Origin of the sequence: Microcystis wesenbergii NRERC-220 (genome assembly GCF_032027425.1) — a bacterium.
GTDB classification, from domain to species: domain Bacteria; phylum Cyanobacteriota; class Cyanobacteriia; order Cyanobacteriales; family Microcystaceae; genus Microcystis; species Microcystis wesenbergii_A.
Map to the genome: position 1 here is coordinate 546,223 of NZ_JAVSJA010000001.1, position 19,896 is coordinate 566,118.

The following is a 19,896-nucleotide window of genomic DNA, read 5'->3' on the forward strand; positions in this document are numbered from 1 at the left end:
CTTGAGATTTAAGCAATATTTCTGATGCCAAAATTGCCGCCGAAGTTGCCAAGAAATTTATCATGAATCAACCACCATAAAATATAGTTTATGTCTCTTTAATTTTCGACAATGAATAAATTAAATAACTTGTAATTATAGTCATATTTATGAACAATATTAATTATATTCAGCTAGTTAATCCGATTAATTTTCCTCAATTAGGAGAGGGAAAATCTCGCAGATAGACAGTCAATCATCCTTGGGTGCGATTGTCTGGTTTTAAATAATTGCGGTAAAATTAACCTAAATTCTCTATCGGCAAATTCGATGACTGCCTTCACTACTTCCCTGACTCTTTTAAGTCAATTTAAATTGGGAGATTTAAACTTAGAAAATCGTCTTGTGCTTGCTCCCATGACGCGAGCGCGAGCCGGAGAAAAACGTCTGGCCAATGAGATAATGGCCGAGTATTACCGGCAAAGGGCCAGTGCGGGATTAATGATTACAGAAGCGACGGTAATTTCTCCCCAAGCTAACGGTTGGCAAAATACCCCCGGTATCTACACCGATGAACAAGTGCAAGCATGGCAAATGGTGACAAAAATCGCCCAAAGAAAAGGAACACCAATTTTCTGTCAATTGTGGCACTGTGGTCGCGCTTCTCATCCTAGTTTTCAGGAAAATGGGGCTTTACCGGTTGCCCCTTCCGCAATTAGGATTAAGGGGGAGTTGCATACACCCATAGGTAAACAGCCCTACGAGACCCCTAGAGCCTTAGAAACCGAGGAAATCCCCGCAATTGTCGCCGATTACCGTCAAGCCGCTCAGAGGGCAAAATTAGCGGGGTTTGATGGCATAGAAATTCACGGGGCTAATGGTTATTTAATCGATACTTTTCTACAATCGGCCACTAATCAGCGTCAGGATAAGTACGGAGGCAGTTTGGCAAATCGTTATCGTTTTTTGCAGGAAGTAGTCGAGGCAATTTTAACTGTTTTTCCCAGTCATCGAGTGGGGGTGCGTCTGTCTCCCAATGGAGTTTATAATGACATGGGTTCCGAGGATTTTCGAGAAACTTTTCTCTATATTGCCCAAAGATTAAATGAGTACAATTTAGCTTATTTGCATCTGCTAGATGGCTTGGCTTTTGGTTTTCACGAAAAGGGTCAACCGATGCTTTTATCCGAGTTTCGGGCTGTTTTTAATAGTGCTTTAATCGGCAATTGTGGTTATACAAAAGAAACTGCTGAAGCCGCTATTCAGTTAGGAGATGCGGATTTAATTGCTTTCGGTCGCCCCTATATCAGTAATCCCGATTTGGTGGAAAGATTCGCCAATAATTGGCCCCTTAATCCCGATGCTGAGATGAAAGATTGGTATTCTTTTGACAAGGAAGGTTATATCGATTTTCCCAGTTATAAACCCTAGATTTTCTCGTAAAACCGGGGTTGGGACGAGGATAAAGTTAACCCCTCACCCAACCTTACTTACCAACGATTTAAGAAACCGCCACCATTACCCCAGCGCGGTCGGGAATTAAAGAAACCACCACCGTCAGACCAACCATTGCGCCAAGGGCGGGAATTAACGAAACTACCACCGCGACCATCTGCCCAACCACCGACACGACTATTCCCCCAACCGCGATTGCCACCATCTCCCCAGCCTAAAGCTTGTAAACTAGGATCGGCAGTACCTTCCGGCAGTTGGTTAACTCGTTCGCGTACAGCGCTAGATAGACGACTTAAACGCGCCTCAATGGGGTTAGCCTCGTCCGAGGCGGCCTGGGCAGTGCTAGTCAGACCGAAAGCAGATAAAGCGAGAAGAAAGCCGACTAAACCAGTTTTATTGCTGATATTCACCTGAATTTATGCTCCTATTTGGCTTCTTGGGGATTAATTTGGGCGTGTTCGATAACTTTGAAGGCAAAAAACCCCTTTAATAATTCTGGGGGGATAGGAACCATGCCTTGACTACCGAACCAGCGATCGATTTGACTAACGGTGGCCGTATCATTGGTGATGTAATCCTGCATCATTTTAACAATGGCATAGTTGACATCATCCAAAAAAGTAGAGTTATTTTCGGGAACCATGCAAGCAATGCCAAAATTAGCTAGAGCTTCTTCGGGGACGATTTCGTAGATTTTAGGGTTATCTCTGAGGATTGTTCCCGCTAAAGAAATGCTATCCCCCGCTATTGCGTCGATTTTACCGGTTTTTAAAGCTTCGATCGCTTCTTCTATGGTGCTGTAGGTAGTAACAATTGTCGCTTGCGGTTGTACTAATTTAATCACATCGACGGCCGCAGAAGTGGGAACCAAGGCGATGCGTTTACCGATTAGGGATTGAGGAGTGGAGAGATTGCTACCTTTTTTAGCTAAAATCCTAATCCCAGAAATGCTGTAACTGATGGAAAAATCGACAACTTTCGCCCTTTCCCAAGTAAAAGCCGTACTACAAGCGATATCGATTTCCCCGCTACGAATGAGATTAATTTTCTCTCCGGGTTGGTTAGCTTCAATCATTTGCAGGGTGACGGGACGACCGAGACGAGTTTCCAATCGTTTTCTAATTCGTTCCAACACATCCATAGAATAGCCGACTAATTCCCCCTTATCATTGATGTAGGAGTAGGGAATCGCATCAAAACGGGTTCCTACGGTCAAAAATCCCGTGCGAGCCACTTTTTCCACCACTGTTTCCGCTAAACTTGCACTGGCGAGGAACATAGGTAATAGGCAACCTAGTCCCACTAACTGTAAAATTTTCTTCATAAATCGAGTGCTTGCTCCCGTACAAACATAACTATACTAGAAGTCGCTAAAAAATCTTCAGGGTTTCCATAATAATTTCTGTGAACTTTGACAAATTATAGCAACTCTCCCAAATCTGACTACAAAAGTTTGCTATCCCTAAATCCCCCTTAAAAAGGAGACTTAAATTCGATAATTCGATCGGTAATTTTGGTAATAATTTGATAGTAGAAGTGGGTAAAAAATCAGTCTTTAAACCTTTAGCTTGATGATGACTTGGCTCTTCTGGTTTCTGTGTGAAAACGAGGTCTATACTGATAGTTTTTTCGGCGAAATAGTCCTAAAAGTTTTGCCCAATAAGCACTTCACGATTCCATCAGCAAAAATTATCACACAAAGTCGAGAAGAGCCAAATGGAGAATCACGTTGGGGAGCCCTTTGGTATTTTATTCATGACTACAATGCCCAATTAGCAAAGGTTTGAGCTATCACCACTACAATAAAATCACTATCGATAGAGTAACCGCCGTCAACACACCTAGAGGTTCAGGTTTGTCTTGTCAGCTAAAAGCTGATGTGCAATACTTGAGGCAGTGCGGTCTTGGGGTCTCCCCCAGTAGAGCAACAATTAGTCAAAGCCATAGCAGATATCGGGTTTTATGAGTTTCGGCGACAGATGGAATACAAGAGTCAATGATAACTGATAACTGATAATGTTGGTTCCCCTTACCCGTCAATCGATCGAGCAAATTGTCCCGATTATCGCCACAGGTCCCCAGTACGCTCACTATTGGGGTAAATGGTCTGATTTTCTGCGTCGTTTATTCATTTCTGTCATCGCTCTCACCGCAGCTTGGTTAATCGGTAATTTATTCGGCCCTGGTGGTTTAACGATTAAAACGATTAAACTGATTTTCGACATTATCGCCGGTTTATATTGGCTCTGGGGTCCAGTTTATTGGGCCAGTGTTCGCAATAACACCTATCGTCGTCTTCCCTACGGGGGGTTTTGGCGCGGTCGCGTTTTCGATGCTTTTGTGACCGAGGAATTAATCGGGGAAGAAGAAAGGGTCAATAAACGCGGGGAATTAGAGATTATCGAAAATCGCCAACGCTGTATTAATCTGGAAATCGGTGATCAAACTGGGTTTTCGGCGATCGTTCGCGCTCCCCTCAAACGCATTCATAAATCGATCCGTCCCGGGATGGTAGCCGAAGCTTTGTTAATGTCTCGAGATCCCGATTTAGGCGATATCAATCAGCTTTCTGATGTTCATCTTCCCCAACTCGACCAGTGGATAGGGGAATATCCTGTCCTGCGACGGGATATTTTCCAGCAAGTTAGCCGAGAATTAGGAGGGGGAAAAGAACCCCGGCCAAAACCTTCTCGTTATTCTAATAATGTCATCCGAAGACGCAAAACCCGTTAATTGTTCGGCGATCGCTAAAAAGACAGCGGTTTCTGGGCCATCTATATAGGGTTTGCGGCAAAAAGTTTGCTTCTTTCTTGTTCCTTCTCCCCACTCCGGCGCTCCCTGCTCCTCTATACCCTTTAAACAGGATTTAGTAAGTACCTAAGCAAAATTAATTACACATCCACTAACCCTCTGGCACTATTGCAACAGTGCCTATCTCAAAAATGGCAATTAATTTGGCACGACTACTTATCTCCCGTCTCCCGTCTCCTGTCTCCTGTCTCGACGCTCTTATTCTTTGTGTGATCAGTTTAACTTATATAGGAGCGATCAATCTTTGTGTCCTTTGTGTCTTTGTGGTTCTTTCCACTCGCTCGCTAGTAGGACTGTATCTTAGAATACATTTTACCCAGCAAACCTAAGAGAGCCCTGTCTCGACTAAGAAATTAATTTGGCACGACTACTTATTAGTCTCCATTAACATTTCTGAGCCTATTGTTAAGTTTGGCTAATAACAGCTTATTTTTAGTTCTTTGTCAAGCCCCTATTACAATTTTTAATCTTTGACCTTTAGCCCGATTTAACATTGATCTTAAAAATCTGGTTTTTTGTAGCGAAGAAAACAGTTTTATTAACCATTATCTGCAGCTATAGAGGGAAATCGGGGAGGGCTGATAATCCTTGAAAGCCTTGTCAATACTAGCATTATTACCTCTCGAAATTTCACTAATTCCCTTAGTTTTCCTAACCTTGATCCCCTCTAGGACACAAAAAATTAAAAACCCTTTATCTTAACTTGGTTTTTAGCGCAAGTCAACCCTTTATTTAAATTTTTGATTCTCTTGCCCGATAACGATATAAATTCTCGTAATGACCAACCGATTTTCCGTGATACGGTTGAACAGAACGCAACCAAGTTAGCTCTGCAAACAAAAAGGAATGTTAGCAAATTCCTTCAGCTTTGCATTGGGAACTTGCTAACGCACAATTAAGAAAGTCTATGAATAAACAACTGATCAACAAACTACAAGCTGTAACCGCTCTCACGGTATTGGGGACTACAGCCTCGATAATTTGTTCCCAGACAGCAGGACACAGCAACAGCCTGACGGATATTAGCGTAGACCGTCAAACTGTTATCGAGTCAACTACTCAAACCGTTCTGTCCGCTTTTTCTAATAGTCGAACAACTGATTCAGATATTAAAGTATCACGTTCTGTTCAAGATAATGCTAACGAAATTCTGAAAACTTTGGAGTCCCTAGTGGACAAAGAAAATACCGTCCCTGCAAGCGTTACACCCCGGCCCCAAGAGGCCATTCCTTCGACGGTACAACCCCAATCACAACCCAATCAAGTCAAGCCGGCCCCGGCCAGCAATCCTGCCTCAGTCACACCGCCAGAGAAGCCAAAAACAAGTCCAGAGGTAAAAACCAGCAGTCGCCCCCGTAAAAAGGGAATGGCCTCCTGGTATGGTCGCGGTTTCCATGGTCGTCGCACCGCTAGTGGTGAGACTTTTAACTCTAGTGGTTTAACCGCCGCTCATCGCTATCTACCTTTCGGCACCAAGGTTAGGGTAACTAATCTGCGTAATGGGCGCTCGGTGGTGGTGCGAATTAACGATCGCGGTCCGTTTAGCGGTGGTCGCGTCATCGACCTTTCCAGAGGTGCGGCAGCGATTATCGGTGTCTTCCAATCGGGAGTTGCCCCAGTTGTCTTGGAAGTTTTAGGCAGATAATCAGTTATCAGTTATCAGTAAACAGTTATCAGTAAACAGTAAGCAGTGAAAAGACAGCACTGTTAATGCTACTCAATACCCCTCACTCAATAATGCGTCTTGGAAAATTCAGTACAAATGATCGGGATTCCTCCTTATCCCTGACTTGAAAGAGGGTGTAGGGTGTGGGGTGTGGGGTGTAGGGAAGGAAACCTCTTTCATCTGTGGGGGTGAAAATTTTTTCATCGGGACTGACTAAAAACTCACATCTGATCAGTGATAACTGATAACTGGTAACTGGTAACTGGTAACTGGTAACTGATCACTGATAACTGATCACTGCTATAGTGATCCTATTGAGATTTGACTGGGTTTATGTTAGAAATTAGCGATTTATCGGTTAATTATGGCGGAATCAAGGCATTACAGCAGGTTAGCTTAAGGGTAGAAAAGGGGGAAATTGTCACCCTGATTGGAGCGAACGGAGCAGGAAAAACGACGACTCTAAAGACGATATCTCGGATTTTAACGGCAAAGACCGGGCGAATAATTTATCAGGGTCAAGATATTACCCATTTACCACCCCATGAAATCGTTAAACGGGGAATTGCCCATAGTCCGGAAGGGAGAAGAATCTTAGCGCGTCAAACAGTCTTGACAAATTTGCAGTTAGGGGCCTATACGAGAAGCGATCGCCTAGGAGTAAAAAGCGATATCGAAGAGCAGTGGCGACTGTTTCCCCGACTATCGGAGCGCCGAGAGCAGTTAGCGGGAACCCTAAGCGGTGGGGAACAGCAGATGCTTGCGATCGCAAGAGCTTTAATGAGTCGTCCCAAGTTATTGTTACTAGACGAACCCAGTTTAGGACTAGCACCGCAGATAGTGCGAGAAATCTTCAGTATTATCCGTCAATTAAACAAATCGGGAGTAACTATCCTGTTAGTGGAACAAAACGCCAATTTAGCCCTAGAAACTGCCAATCGCGGCTATGTTTTGGCAGCGGGACGCTTGACTATCGCAGGAGAAGCCGGGGATTTACTCAGGGATGAGCGGGTCAAACAAGCTTATTTGGGTTAATCGATGATGATGCGCCAATTATAGATAAAAGCCTATGGTAAAGGTAGGACAAAAAATATTCACAAAATTTTACAAAGTCGCATAAAATGAACACATAACGAAATAGGTATTTTTTCTTACTGCCATGCTAACGGCTAACTTCCCCTGGCTCACTGCCATCATTTTGCTCCCCTTGCTTTCCTCCTTCCTAATCCCTGTAATCCCCGACAAGGAAGGAAAAACCGTTCGTTGGTTTGCTCTTGGAGTCGGACTAGCAGACTTTGTTTTAATGTGCTACGTCTTTTTACAAAAATATGATTTAAGCAACCCCAACCTACAATTAGTGGAAAAAATCGATTGGGTTCCCCAAATAGGTTTAAGTTGGGCGGTGTCGGTAGATGGTATCTCGGCACCGTTAGTTTTATTAGCAGGATTGGTGACAACCCTTTCTATCTTGGCCGCGTGGCAAGTGGACCGCAAACCCCGTTTATTCTACTTCCTGATGCTGTTGCTCTACGCCGCTCAGATTGGTGTTTTCGTCGCCCAAGACTTATTATTATTCTTTTTAATGTGGGAAATCGAGTTAATTCCCGTTTATCTACTCGTTTCCATCTGGGGTGGTCAAAAACGTCGTTATGCCGCCACTAAATTCTTACTCTACACCGCCGCCGCTTCTATCTTCATCCTCGTTGCCGGTCTAGCCATGGCCCTTTACGGTGGTGGTGCGATGACCTTTGATATGGCGGAATTAGGATTTAAAGATTATCCCCTCGCTTTAGAATTAGTCCTTTACGCTGGTTTATTAATCGCTTTCGGAGTCAAACTCGCCATCTTCCCCCTCCATACTTGGCTCCCCGATGCTCACGGTGAAGCTTCTGCACCTGTATCGATGATTCTCGCTGGTGTTCTCCTCAAAATGGGTGGTTATGGTTTAATCCGTCTTAATATGGGGCTTCTACCCGATGCACACATTTATTTTGCCCCGATTCTAGCGATTCTCGGTGTCGTTAATATTATCTACGGTGCTTTCGCTTCCTTCGGTCAACAAAACATGAAACGCCGTCTCGCTTATTCCTCGGTTTCACACATGGGATTTGTCCTTTTAGGGATTGCTTCCTTTACCGATGTGGGTATTAGCGGCGCTATGTTACAAATGCTCTCCCATGGTTTAATTGCCGCCGTCTTATTCTTCCTTGCTGGTGTCACCTACGACCGCACCCATACCTTAGCTTTAAACGAGATGGGTGGGATTGCCCAAGCGATGCCGAAAGTCTTCGCTCTCTTTACTGCCGGCGCCATGGCTTCCCTAGCGCTACCCGGAATGAGCGGTTTTGCCAGTGAAATTACTGTATTCATCGGTGTCACTAGCAGTGACGTTTATAGCCAAACCTTCCGGGTTGTGACTGTCTTCCTCGCTTCCGTTGGTTTAATCCTCACCCCCATTTATCTACTCTCCATGCTCCGTCAAGTTTTCTACGGAGATGGTTCTTCCTGCGATATTACTAACATTCTCCCCAACAAAAGTAACGAACAAGCAGTTTGTTTCGGTACTAGCTGTGTCCTTCCTGACGAATCAGAATATATTGACGCTAAACCCAGAGAAATCTTTATCGCTGTCTCTTTCCTCGCTTTGATTGTCGCTATCGGTTTTTATCCCCAACTAGCTACCCGTATCTACGATGTCAAAACGGTGGCAGTTAACTCGGAAGTGCGTCAAGCTTACACAGAAATCGCCGCTACTCGTCAAAATATCTACGCTGAAACTCAAGCGGATGTAAGCGCCAAGGTTGCCAGCATCTTCCAATAAATTGGCAAGTCTAAGGTTAATAGGTTATCAGGAGTAGAAATTCTGCTCCTGATTTTTTTGGCGAGGAAAAAGATGCGAGCATTTATACTAAAATCTAAGATAGCTGGTTTAATACGCACAGAAAACGGGTTTCTCCGAGAAACCCGTTTTCTACTCATGCACTCATGCAAAAAGGGGAATAAATAATCAGTCTTTAATAACCAGATTTAGTATAATATCGTCTCTGGGATCAAAACAAAAGCTTAGAATAGAGAAAATATGTGGACTTTTATTGATTTATTTGCCGGTATAGGAGGATTTAGAATCGCCCTAGAAAATCTCGGTTGTCAATGCGTTTTTTCCTCGGAAATCGATCCTCACTCCCAAAAGGTTTACTTGGCTAACTATGGTCATTTACCCGATAATCAAGACATCAGAAAATTAGAGGTAAAAACTGTCCCCGATCATGATATACTATGCGGCGGGTTTCCCTGTCAAGCCTTTAGTATCGCCGGCAGAAAACACGGTTTTGAAGATGCACGCGGAACCTTATTTTTTGAAGTTGCCCGGATCCTACACGAAAAGAAACCGAAAGCTTTTATCTTAGAAAATGTCCAGGGTTTAGTCCATCATGATCGAGGTAAAACTTTAAAAACTATTTTAGATATACTAGAAAAGGATTTCCATTATTTTGTCCCTAGTCCCCAGATTTTAAATGCCAGATATTTTGGGGTTCCTCAAAACCGTCCCCGAATTTTTATCGTCGGTTTTCGAGAAGATTTAAATATTTACCATTTTTCCTATCCCCAACCAACCCATCAAGAAACTTGTCTCAAAGATATCCTAGAAGAAAAGGAAGTCAGCGTTAAATATTATCTCTCTAATCAGTATTTAGAAACTTTGTTTAAACACAGGGCCAGACACGAAAATAAAGGTAATGGGTTCGGTTATGAGATTATTTCTCCCGATGGTATCGCTAATGCTATTGTAGTGGGAGGTATGGGAAAAGAAAGAAATTTAGTTATCGATCAAAGACTGAATAATTTTACTCCGGTTACTCGCATTAAGGGAGAGGTAAATAAATTATTCGTCCGCAGAATGACCCCCAGAGAATGGGCAAGATTACAGGGATTTCCCGATAGTTTTCGGATTGTTGTTAGCGATGTCCAAGCTTATAAACAGTTCGGCAATTCTGTGGCTATTCCCGTGGTAAAAGCAGTGGCAAAAGAGGTGATTAAAGCTTTAGATTTATCCAGAGATTCTCAAGAAAATATCAGCCTTAAAGACCTACAGGGGAGACAATTAGAACTATTGTCAATCTGAGGAACAATAACAATTTTGTCTAGGGGGTTGGGTATAGGACAGCGTTTCTTATCAAGATGAAGTATAACCTAATTTGGTATTGACGACCGACGACCGGCTCCCCAAAACCAAAACTTCCTATCTCACCCTTAAGATAACTGCTATAATAATAGTTAATTATTTGATCAATGCGATTGCTGTTTATGCTGAAGTCTGACTGGATTAAATTAATCAATGCTATTCGTCTCCGAAAAATTAATTATCGTGGTAAAGACGGTGAATTTAGTTATCGATGCTTTTACCAACAAGTATCAGATTCTAGAAGAGATTTAGAAGACGAGAAAAATATACCTTTCACTCTAGAAAAATCTGGACTGGAGTTTTCTGGCAAAAATAATACATTTTGGTTGACTTGTTTTTATAACTATGAAATACCCCCCGCACTTAATCAGCAAGAAACCTATCAGTTTGATCAAGTGTTAAAAAAGTCAATTGATGACATTTTTTCTGATCGTATTTGCACTGGACAAAGAGATTTTACACTGACCACCTCTTTCAGTAGTTCTCATAATACAGATAACTTCTTTTACCATGCTGGTTTTTATGCGGCAGCTTTTCTATATGCTTTTGGTGTCAAAGAACCAAAAATGCAGTTAATCGATCAAGAATGGATAGTAATTGATGAAAAACTAGGCTACTTAGATTTTGCCACCTATTTTAGCTATCCAAAAGCTATTCCTATCGGGCTGCCTATCCCTAAATTTATCGATTTAAAAACTACATCAAATTTTCAATTAGCAGAAGGGTTAGAAATAAACGATTTAAAAACTACATCAAATTTTCAATTAGCAGAAGGGTTAGAAATAAACGATCAAAATCATACTAATTATCAGCAAGCTTCCCAATACTTAGATGAGATCAGAAGGGAAATTAAAGATGGTTTACTTGACCAATAATAACGTAAATCAGGATAATAAATGGCTCTCTTGTCCTTTGTTTAATAATTTTTACTAATTAAATGTCTGGTAAGGATTCAGGTCAGGGGATTGACAAAAACAGAAAAAAGTGTAGATTGAGAGGATGAAGCAAAAAGAACCGCAGCAGCTACTAGACAGGGAAAGCCTGAAAAACCTGACCCCAGAACAACTGGTGGAAATGGTGCTGAAATTACAGAAGTTAGTAGTCAAACAAGGCGAAACCATCGAGAAGCTGAAGGGTCATCTAGATAAGGATAGCAAAACCTCATCGAAACCCCCCTCCACAGACTGGCTAAGAAAGCCAGAAAAAGTCAAAGAAGGCGAAAAGAAAGAGGGACGCAGCCCCGTCCGGGCAAAAAGGGCATGAGGGAAAAACCCGCAAAGGATTTGGACGAATAGACCGCACTGAGAGCGTCAAAGCCGAAAAGTGCCCCCATTGTGGCAGTAGCCATCTCGCCCCGGGTGAACGCCGACAACGCACTTTGATAGTAGCCCAGCTAGTAGAAAGGCCAATAGAAATAGTAGAGTATAAGCAAGAATGTGCCTACTGTGCTGATTGTGGCGGGCCAGTTTTCGGGGTTTTGCCAGAAGACGTAGTACCCGGTCAAGATTTGGGAGTAAGCTTACAAGCCCTGTTGGGGTGGATGAGTCATTATGGGCATCTATCCTACAGCAAACAGCAAGAATGGCTGGCGAGAAATTGGCAGAATAGAAGTAGGGATAGGGACATTACAAGCCACCACACAACGTTGAGCTTCTGCGGTAGAACCCTCAGTCAGAGAACTACAAGAGTGGGTCAGAGAACAACCCCAAGTCCACGTAGAGGAATCACCGTGGTTAGTTAAGGGCATCAAAGAATGGTTGTGGAATATTAGTGGTGTGGGCTTTTCCCTCTTCCAGGCGGGGGACACCCGCTCGCGACAAGAATTAGAGCATCTGCTGGGAAAAAGTTTTGCTGGGGTATTAATCTCCGATGATTTCAGTGTCTACAATGGCTATGGGGCGGCCGCCCAGCAGAAATGTCTGGCCCATTTACTGCGGCATTTTAAGCAGGTAGAAAAACTGAAAACTCCTCATCACTCACGGAAGCCTTTAGGCAACATCTGCAATATCGAGAAACCGGCGCTCGGTCTATCTATAACCACTGGGTCAGGGATTTTCGACTGCGGTTAGAGCAAGCTTTAGCAGTGTGGCGACCCCAGGCGGGTTATGCTGCGGGTTTATTGCTGAAATCCTTGCTGGACAAGTCCCATCAGTGCTGGTATTTTCTTGACGTACCAGAAGTTCCTCCCGACAATAACCGAGCGGAGCGTTCCCTACGCCTAGGAGTAACCAAGCGCAAGATAGCTGGTGGTTCTCGCTCCTTCAGTGGCTTTGTCGATACTGCTCGTTTGTTGACCGTGATTCAGTCTTGTCGCGCTCAAGGCCGTTCGGTTTTAACTTTCTTCCGTCAGGCTTTGGCCTCTGTCCATCACCCCTTGAATACGGTTGTCTCTCTTATCCCCACTGCTGATTTTTCTCTCTTTGTCAACCCCTAGACCTGAATATTTACATTTTGTTAGCCCTTGTTTTTCCTTTATTTTGTACAGAATGTCTCAAAAAAACAAAATTGCTTTAGTTTTTATCTCAACGGGTTTAATTAGTGCTATTACATTAAGTTTAGTTCTCCCAGAGGAAAAGTTAATTCTGGCTTTGTCTTCTCCTAGCGCTTTAATTGGTGCGGGTTTAGCGCAATGGTCATCAAACAAAGAGGAAGAATAACCAATGGCTTCTACTAAAATTAATTGGAATGATCCTCAGTCTAAGATCAGCAGATATTTTAGCGTGAGCGAAGTAACCAAAAACGACCCGCGCCGGATTCCCCCTACTGGTAGCGATATAGAGCGCGAGATTTTAGGCGTTGTCAGATGAAGAGATGAGAAGGCAAAATAGATAGAAACTCAATGAAGGAAAAAAAACGATGAAATGTCCAGAATGTCAAAGTGACCACATCAATAAAAATGGTCATCGTGGTCAAAAACAAAACTATATAGGGTTGGCTGAATAAATCTAAAAACCTTGTTGGATAAGACTTTTAGACTTTTTTGACCTCAAAAAGTGCCAGCCGAGAGTGATCAGGGCGAAAATTCAGGGACTTTTTCCCTGAAAATTAGGTAATTGACCGTCTGAAAATGGGTAAAACCCTACACCCCACACCCCACCCCCCCGATGTCGGGGGGGTTGGGGGGGCCACACCCTGCCCCCACGAAAAACTTTTTCAGCAGACCCTATATATGTGTAAACTGTGGTCGTCAGTTCATCCACAGCTAGGAAACAAAGGGCTATAGGGATGATGTTAAGGGTAGCTGTCTGAAAATGTAGGTAAATGGCATGGGATTTCGAGGCATTGAGAGAGTGACAGGATTCTCACGAACAACCATTATGGATTGGGTCAAACAAGTGGGAAAACTGCTGCCTGATTCCTATAATTCAGAAACGATTCCAGAAGTGGGAGAACTAGATGAATTAGAAACTTTTGTTGGTAAAAAAAAGAACAAAATCTGGCTCTGGACGGCTGTTGACCACTTTCGATCTGGAATTCTTGGATGGGTAATTGGTGGTCTCGCAAGGCGAGTGCCTTCGGCAACATAGTGCGGACACATTTCAACGTTTATGGCAAGCTATCTCATTTTGGCAATGTTATTTTTGGGTAAGTGATGGAAATCCAGTGTATCCAATATTTATCCCTAAGGTCGCTCAGATTGTTAGCAAAACTTATAGGACAAGGGTAGAGGGAGAAAATACAAGATTACGTCATTACTTAGCGCGTCTTCATCGTCAGACTCTCTGCTATTCAAAATGTGTCAAAATGTTAGAAAATTCCCTACTGGGACTTAGACAAAAAACAAATCGAGAAAAGCCTCAACTCCAATCCCCGCTTGGGATTTACTTCGAGAAGCCCAAAATCGCTGAAACCCAGATATATCAAGGAAAATCATAAATCGAGGTTAACCCTTTGTCCCGTAATGGTTTGAGCCTTTTTTGCTGACCGAAAACGCCTAAGTCCCACTACCGCTTCTAATTCATTACCTTAAGTTTAAGGATGTTCCAGTTCCCTACACTTTTGCTTGATTCATCTTTACATCTGACAACGCCGAAAAAAACCCTTTGGCCAAAACAGTCCGTACTTGTCGGCAACTGCTGAAAGTGGAGCCAGCCCTGTGGTTGTTTGTCACAGGGTCAGGGTTAGAGCCGACCAACAATGCGGCTGAAAGAGCAATTCGTCCGGCGGTGCTGTGGCGGCGCCCTAGCTTTGGCTCTCAAAGCGAGGCAGGTAAGCTAAGACGCATTTAAAGCGCTTATTCTTAAGATTAGCCGAATCTCCCCCAATCCCTTTACTGTTGCCTCTTGCAAGAGTGCCTCTTGCCTCGTCTCAACAAGCAATTTAAATGCGCGGGCAGCTTACTGTGTTTGTGGAGCGGATGCTGACAGTAGTGACGAGTCTGCGTTCTCAAAACCGCAATGTCTTGGAATTCATGACTGAGGCGATTCGCGCCTCTAGGAGGGGCAGTGCTTCTCCCTCTGTGCTGCCCCAGGAGAGTTCTTCCACTGAGTCAATGACACTGGCTGCTTGACATCCCCCCCTGAACGGTTACGAGAAATCTCTCCTCATCTTCCAATTTCTCACTGATTTCTGGCAGTTTTAGCAATAGTCCGGCGAATAACCAATAGTAAACAGAAACAGGCTCGACAGAGAGAGGATAATAGTAGGGGTTATAGCTAATAAAAAGTAGGAAAATCCAGATACAAAGACCCCAATGCTTTAAAGCAGGATTTTTTACTTTTAAATAGGCTTTAAAGGTTAGAATACAGAGAATTGTCACCAGTGCCATAAAAGCGATAAAACCGACGATACCGCCTTCGTAGAGGAGTTTAGCATAGTAGGTTTCAATTAGTCTTATCCCTTCTTCTCCCGCTACATGACGAGCGCCACTGGTGGCTTTGCCTAAACCAAAACCAAAAAGCTGTACATATTTGAATATCCACTGCATTTGATTGACTACAAAGTCAATTGGAGACGAATATAGCCAGCGAACGATAAAATTTAGCCCTCTTTCCCGAATAAAGGGAATTAACGTCACCGCAAGCAGGGAAAGCAGCCCCAAGATTCCCAATTTTAATGGTAACTTTCGTTTCTTTTTGCTAGTAGCAATAAAAAGAACCAAGTAAAACAAAGGTACTAGCAAGAAAGGTACTCTTTGTCCAGAAACCAGAGTCGCAAGGAAGACTAAAACCATTGCTACCCAACCAGCGATGCGCCATCTTTTTTGCGGATCACTAAAACTGGCTGCGTAACTGATGGTGCTACTAGATACTAAAAACCAAGCCCATTGCCAAGGATCAGAAAGTGTGCCGGGGAGACGAATTAAGCCTCGCTCGGGATTATACAATACCGAACCCCCGACAAAACATTGAGCTCTCAGGCTGGCTTTTTCGCTAATATTCGGATAAGATTGGGTGTCTGATTTCGGGGCAATAACTTCCAGTTGATTGAGGGATTCACTATCGGGACAGATACCTTGTAGGAGTAAGAAGTATTGAATTAGAGCTAAAACGCAACAGATTAAGATCATCACGATTAAAAGCCGATTAACCTCGAACAAATCCCTTTTTTGCTCGATTAGATAGTAGCCACAGAGAACTAGGGGAATATAACTGAGGAGGGTTTTTAATCCCACAATTCCCACAGCAATTTCTCCTTGGGGCAGATTGACAAAAAGAAAAGTTATCAAGCTGCTGGCAAGTAAAATCAAAGCGGCGATGAGAAAAGGTTTGATTTGGGGGTATAATTGCTTAAAAGTTTTGGTTTTAATTAAAATTGCCGCTAAAGCACCGTAATAAAAGGCATCTTTGGCGATTTTGTAGAGAGCATAGGATGTATCTGCGTCAATTAGGTTGCCCTTTAGCTGAAAAACTCTCGCCACGGCCAAAGCGAAGGTACTATTCAGGGGAAGATAGATGATCAGGGCTAATAATCCCATACGGGGATAGATAAAAGAAGCGACCATGGCGGGAACTGCAAAAATCCCTAACAAGGCCGCTTTTTTGTCAAATACAATTCCTAAAACTAGACTAATTAGTATAGTGGCGATCGCTAATATAGTTAGTAACAGAAAGTTCCTCTCCTTCATATCGTGCAGCTTGAACAGGTTTAGCAGAAAGTGTAGCAAATTTTGTCCGAGATTCTCATTCTCAATGGCGGAGGCTGGGAGCTTTTCAGTGATCAGTAAACAGTAATCAGTATCAGTGAGGTTCTTCGGTTTGTGTTAGGTAATAGACGGGGTTATAAGAGATGAAACCCTTATTTTGTCAATTGTTTTCGCTCTAGAGCGAACTAATCAATTAAGTCTCTTGCCAGATAAGGATTTAATCGATTTATGCCCCCCAATCGAACCGGACCTAGTAACGAAGAACCCATCTGATACTGATCAGAGTTTCCTTTTGCTTCTTAGCTCTTGCTATACTTATGTAAAATTTTATTGATCTCAATCTTGACCCCGTGGCCGAAAATCCTTCTTTTCAAGACCTTTATCAAGCTGGAATCAGTGCTTTTGAGCGTGGACAATATCGTCTTAGTATCCAGCAATTAAATGCGGCTTTAGCCTTAATTTCCTTAGGCTCCCGAGCAGGGGGTGAGATCCAAATTTGGTTAATTTCTGCCCATCAGGGGTTAGGAGAGGGGGAGAAAGCGAGTGAAATCTGTAGGCAACTGATTACCCATCCTATCTATCAAATTCGCGAACAGGCCAAGCGTTTACTTTATATTATCGAAGCTCCCCGTCTCAAACGCCCGGATGAGTGGATGACGAAGATTCCCGATTTAGATCAACTTCCCGATAGTACAGCACAATTTAAAAAGGGAACAAATAAACAGAAAAAAGAAGAATCCCCCCCACCCATGCAGTTAGAGCAGCATAAAAATACTGTTTTTAGCGGACTGGCGATCGCCGTTGTTCTATTGATGCTCTGGTTTTTTGCTAAAAATAGCTAAATTACTTGACAATAAGCTTCTAATATGCTAAGGCAGTTAGCTATCGCTCCTAAATGGGCAATTTCATAACCGTGGGTGTTTTGGGTGGGAAAACCTAGGCAAGCGGCCTTAGCTATATGACCGAATTTCATGGCGATGGAGGCATCGCTACCAAAACCACTAATAATAGCTAATTGCAGGGGTATTCCCGCCTTTTCGGCTGCAATTCGTAATTCTTGATTTAATTCCTCATCATAGATACCGTAACCATCCTGAGACAATAACACAGGACTGCTGCCATCCTTAATCGGATATTCAGGAGCGAGGGGACAGATTTCTAGGGCAATTAAAGCATCTAAGCGGTTATTTGCCGTAAAAAATAAGGCCCCTAAGGCTCCTACCTCCTCCTTAGCCGAGGCAACGAGATATATATCCACTGCGGGGTTAATTACTCTGGCCGCTAATTCTAAAAGAATCGCCACGGAAGCTTTATTATCGAGGGTATAACTGGCAATGTAGTCTTTTAGTCGAAAGGGTTGTTTTCGGTGTTTTCCCACCACGACTCGACTACCGACGCGCACCCCGCAAGCTTCTAATTCTTCCGGAGTCAATTTCGTCTCTATCCATGCGGATTCCCAGGTGACGGGAGTGTTTTCCTGCTGCACTTTTTGCGGGGATTCATGGGAAATATGACGGGAACCAAAGGAGAGAATCCCCGATCTGGTTTCCCTATCACCGATAATATCCACCACTCCCTCTCCGTAAATCCAAGGAAAAGCTCCCCCGAGTCGGCGAATTTGCAGAGTACCATCGGGATTAATTGCCTTGATAATAGCACCAATTTCGTCTTTATGACCAGTAATAGCAATTTTTTTAGTCGAATCCCGTCCTTTAATCTTTCCGATGACATTTCCCGCTTGATCTTGCCATGTTTCTAATCCTAACTCTTGAAAGCGTTCTAGTAAAAAGCGATCGATTTCCGTTTCCATTCCACTAGGAGAATGATGGAGGACAAGAGTGGCAATGGTGTCAAAGAGGTGATCAAAATCCATATTTGTCTTGATTTGTGGGTCGAAAGAGAATTATTATCGAAACAGGAAATCGAGAAGGTTTTAGAGGAACAATATTGGCGCAGCCATGACTCTTGGGTGATTGCCAGTTAGCATTTAATGATTAATCAGAGGTGCAGAATTAGCCAGAAAACCCGCAACTTTCAGAGACTCTAGCACTGAATTGTCATCCTCTACCCAATAGTTTTGTCCTAAACGCACAAATTGACGCTGAGTTCCCGCACCGATGGTGGCAATAACGGGAACTTTTGCCTTTTGTTTGTCTCCCGATTGCAGAATACTTTTAAGAAGATTTTGACGATTTTGGTTGACGACATCTTGCAGGGATAAATTAACCATCACCATTTTAATGGTTTCGATCGGTTCCGCATCTTCGATAATTAATTGTACCCGATCATCTCGGCGATCAACTTTTCCCCACACCATTAAAGTTGCTTCTTCTACTAATAATTTTTGCAGACGTTCGTAGGTATCGGAAAAAACCACCGCTTCCGACTGTCCCGAGGCATCTTCTAGGGTTAAAAAGGCCATAGGATTCCCTTTTTTGGTCATAATTTTCTTAACGGCATTTAATAGGACAATCGCACTGACTTTTTTTCTGGTTTTGTGTTCTTCTAAGTCAGCTAAATTGATAGGAGATAGGACTTGAGCGGCTCTTTGTAAAGCTTTTAAAGGATGTTCGGAAACATAAAAACCCAAATGTTCTTTTTCCAGTTTTAACTTTTCCTGTAGGGAAAAATCTGCTACTGCCGTTGCACTGGGAGACTGTTCAAACTCGGACTCTTGTTTATTTTCTGTGCTACCCCCTAGCATATCAAAAATATTCATTTGACCACTTTCTTTCTCTTTGGTGCGTTTTTGCGCCCAAGCAACTACTAATTCTAAATCTTCAATTAATTGATGGCGATTCGGTTGAATTTTATCAAAAGCACCGCAATAAATTAGCGTTTCTAAAGCTCTTTTGTTGACTACTCGTAAATCAACACGCTCACAAAAATCACCTAAAGAAGTAAACTTTCCTCCCGCTGCTTCCCGCGCTTTTAAAATAGCCTCGATCGCATTTTCGCCCAGATTTCTAACTGCGGACAAACCGAAGAGAATTTTGCGTCCAATCGGGGTAAAATGTTTTTGCGATCGATTGATGTCGGGAGGTTCGACATCGATATTCATTTTCTGACAGTTTTCTCGGTACTTTTCCACCTTATCCTGATTATCGCTACTAGCAGTTAGTAACGCTGTCATATATTCCACAGGATAATTAGCTTTTAAATAAGCGGTTTGATAGGTGACGTAAGCATAAGCGGTAGAGTGAGATTTATTAAAACAATTGGAGGCAATTAACCCGTTGCCCAGCAAAAAATTATGATCTTTCTCCACACCAATATCGTAAACGGGTTGCCTTCCCAAGAATTGACGACCGATAATTTTAACCATATTATTAACCCAACTCTCCAGAGATTTTTGCAACGGTAGCCATAGGAAGATAAAGCATAGCCATCAGATGAGCATGAGGAAGAATTTTAATCACTTCAAAGTAATTGAGAATGCCTTCAGTCATTGACAGTTTTGCCCCTTTGAGAGCCAGTTTCAGATTGTCGATAATATAATATCATCGGGTAATTTTGAGAGTTTGGCAAGGGTTCTTTTTTTGACTTGATTTCCTTCTCGGTAGCAATCTAGTCGAAGAACGGCGGTGGGGGGAACTTTTTCTATATACATGACTACCATTTTAGCCAATAGAGAGAATTCTTGTCTATTAATAAATATTACAATCAACATGGTTACATTCTGAAAAATCAATGGCTGTATCCATTGATGAATAAAGG

The 19,896-nt window shown here is 42.9% G+C and carries 18 protein-coding genes and 5 pseudogenes; 17 read left to right on the top strand and 6 right to left on the bottom strand.

The window, feature by feature from the left end; translation table 11 throughout:
* The first annotated feature begins 309 nt into the window (after positions 1–309).
* Positions 310–1,410, top strand: a complete 1,101-nt coding sequence (locus tag RAM70_RS02790; RefSeq protein ID WP_045360995.1) for an alkene reductase — start codon at positions 310–312, stop codon at positions 1,408–1,410.
* Positions 1,411–1,469: 59 nt separating this feature from the next.
* Here RAM70_RS02790 and grrA read toward each other — a convergent pair whose 3' ends face one another.
* The gene (gene grrA, locus RAM70_RS02795; RefSeq protein WP_045360996.1) at positions 1,470–1,844 is read right to left on the bottom strand and encodes a GrrA/OscA1 family cyclophane-containing rSAM-modified RiPP; all 375 of its coding nucleotides are present in this window, start codon (positions 1,842–1,844) and stop codon (positions 1,470–1,472) included.
* A gap of 14 nt (positions 1,845–1,858) precedes the next feature.
* On the bottom strand, positions 1,859–2,758 hold the full coding sequence (grrP, locus tag RAM70_RS02800) for an extracellular substrate binding-like orphan protein GrrP (RefSeq protein ID WP_045360997.1): 900 nt from the start codon (positions 2,756–2,758) through the stop codon (positions 1,859–1,861).
* A gap of 692 nt (positions 2,759–3,450) precedes the next feature.
* On the opposite strand from grrP, the gene RAM70_RS02805 reads away from it, so the two are divergent.
* The 13 genes and pseudogenes from RAM70_RS02805 to RAM70_RS02860 all read left to right on the top strand — a co-directional run.
* Entirely contained in the window at positions 3,451–4,167 is a 717-nt protein-coding gene (locus RAM70_RS02805; RefSeq protein ID WP_312672201.1) for a DUF8619 family protein, read from the top strand.
* Positions 4,168–5,152: 985 nt separating this feature from the next.
* Positions 5,153–5,890, top strand: coding sequence for a septal ring lytic transglycosylase RlpA family protein (locus RAM70_RS02810; protein WP_045360999.1), 738 nt, complete (start codon positions 5,153–5,155; stop codon positions 5,888–5,890).
* Positions 5,891–6,244: 354 nt separating this feature from the next.
* Complete coding sequence (locus RAM70_RS02815; RefSeq protein ID WP_045361000.1) at positions 6,245–6,946, top strand: ABC transporter ATP-binding protein; 702 nt, start codon at positions 6,245–6,247, stop codon at positions 6,944–6,946.
* 124 nt (positions 6,947–7,070) lie between these two features.
* Positions 7,071–8,732 (top strand): NAD(P)H-quinone oxidoreductase subunit 4, encoded by a 1,662-nt coding sequence (locus tag RAM70_RS02820; RefSeq protein ID WP_045361001.1) that lies wholly within the window; start codon positions 7,071–7,073, stop codon positions 8,730–8,732.
* A gap of 258 nt (positions 8,733–8,990) precedes the next feature.
* Positions 8,991–10,034, top strand: coding sequence for a DNA cytosine methyltransferase (locus tag RAM70_RS02825; RefSeq protein WP_312672204.1), 1,044 nt, complete (start codon positions 8,991–8,993; stop codon positions 10,032–10,034).
* 182 nt (positions 10,035–10,216) lie between these two features.
* The gene (locus tag RAM70_RS02830) at positions 10,217–10,969 is read left to right on the top strand and encodes a hypothetical protein (RefSeq protein ID WP_045361010.1); all 753 of its coding nucleotides are present in this window, start codon (positions 10,217–10,219) and stop codon (positions 10,967–10,969) included.
* Between the two features lie 124 nt (positions 10,970–11,093).
* Positions 11,094–12,528: pseudogene (tnpC, locus tag RAM70_RS02835) on the top strand (IS66 family transposase).
* 52 nt (positions 12,529–12,580) lie between these two features.
* Entirely contained in the window at positions 12,581–12,751 is a 171-nt protein-coding gene (locus tag RAM70_RS02840; RefSeq protein ID WP_190381878.1) for a hypothetical protein, read from the top strand.
* Between the two features lie 3 nt (positions 12,752–12,754).
* Entirely contained in the window at positions 12,755–12,901 is a 147-nt protein-coding gene (locus RAM70_RS02845) for a hypothetical protein (protein ID WP_190381879.1), read from the top strand.
* A 49-nt stretch (positions 12,902–12,950) separates the two neighbouring features.
* Positions 12,951–13,037 (top strand): transposase-like zinc-binding domain-containing protein, encoded by an 87-nt coding sequence (locus RAM70_RS23060; RefSeq protein WP_422392696.1) that lies wholly within the window; start codon positions 12,951–12,953, stop codon positions 13,035–13,037.
* 221 nt (positions 13,038–13,258) lie between these two features.
* Positions 13,259–13,970: pseudogene (locus RAM70_RS02850) on the top strand (IS1 family transposase); the annotation flags it as partial.
* A 155-nt stretch (positions 13,971–14,125) separates the two neighbouring features.
* Positions 14,126–14,311, top strand: a pseudogene (locus RAM70_RS02855) (IS66 family transposase); the annotation flags it as partial.
* A gap of 128 nt (positions 14,312–14,439) precedes the next feature.
* Positions 14,440–14,604 (top strand): annotated as a pseudogene (locus RAM70_RS02860) (IS66 family transposase); the annotation flags it as partial.
* Here RAM70_RS02860 and RAM70_RS02865 read toward each other — a convergent pair.
* Positions 14,584–16,161, bottom strand: coding sequence for a hypothetical protein (locus RAM70_RS02865; protein ID WP_312672206.1), 1,578 nt, complete (start codon positions 16,159–16,161; stop codon positions 14,584–14,586). The pseudogene RAM70_RS02860 and the gene RAM70_RS02865 overlap by 21 nt on opposite strands.
* Before the next feature lie 142 nt (positions 16,162–16,303).
* Here RAM70_RS02865 and RAM70_RS02870 point away from each other — a divergent pair, with 142 nt between their 5' ends.
* Both RAM70_RS02870 and RAM70_RS02875 read left to right on the top strand, forming a co-directional pair.
* A complete protein-coding gene (locus tag RAM70_RS02870) occupies positions 16,304–16,513 on the top strand; it encodes a hypothetical protein (RefSeq protein ID WP_288002300.1) in 210 nt (69 codons plus the stop codon).
* 16 nt (positions 16,514–16,529) lie between these two features.
* Entirely contained in the window at positions 16,530–17,021 is a 492-nt protein-coding gene (locus tag RAM70_RS02875; protein WP_190381889.1) for a hypothetical protein, read from the top strand.
* On the opposite strand, the gene RAM70_RS02880 is transcribed toward RAM70_RS02875, so the two are convergent.
* Positions 17,018–18,052, bottom strand: a complete 1,035-nt coding sequence (locus RAM70_RS02880) for a M42 family metallopeptidase (RefSeq protein WP_312672209.1) — start codon at positions 18,050–18,052, stop codon at positions 17,018–17,020. The two genes, RAM70_RS02875 and RAM70_RS02880, sit on opposite strands and share 4 nt — an antisense overlap.
* Here RAM70_RS02880 and RAM70_RS02885 point away from each other — a divergent pair.
* Positions 18,038–18,163 carry a hypothetical protein gene (locus tag RAM70_RS02885; RefSeq protein WP_274518359.1) on the top strand — a complete coding sequence of 42 codons (126 nt, stop codon included), beginning with the start codon at positions 18,038–18,040 and terminating at the stop codon, positions 18,161–18,163. The genes RAM70_RS02880 and RAM70_RS02885 overlap by 15 nt on opposite strands.
* A gap of 3 nt (positions 18,164–18,166) precedes the next feature.
* Here RAM70_RS02885 and RAM70_RS02890 read toward each other — a convergent pair whose 3' ends face one another.
* Positions 18,167–19,504 (bottom strand): helix-hairpin-helix domain-containing protein, encoded by a 1,338-nt coding sequence (locus RAM70_RS02890; protein ID WP_312672211.1) that lies wholly within the window; start codon positions 19,502–19,504, stop codon positions 18,167–18,169.
* Between the two features lie 52 nt (positions 19,505–19,556).
* Positions 19,557–19,789 (bottom strand): annotated as a pseudogene (locus RAM70_RS23065) (IS1634 family transposase); the annotation flags it as partial.
* Between the last annotated feature and the right edge of the window lie 107 nt (positions 19,790–19,896).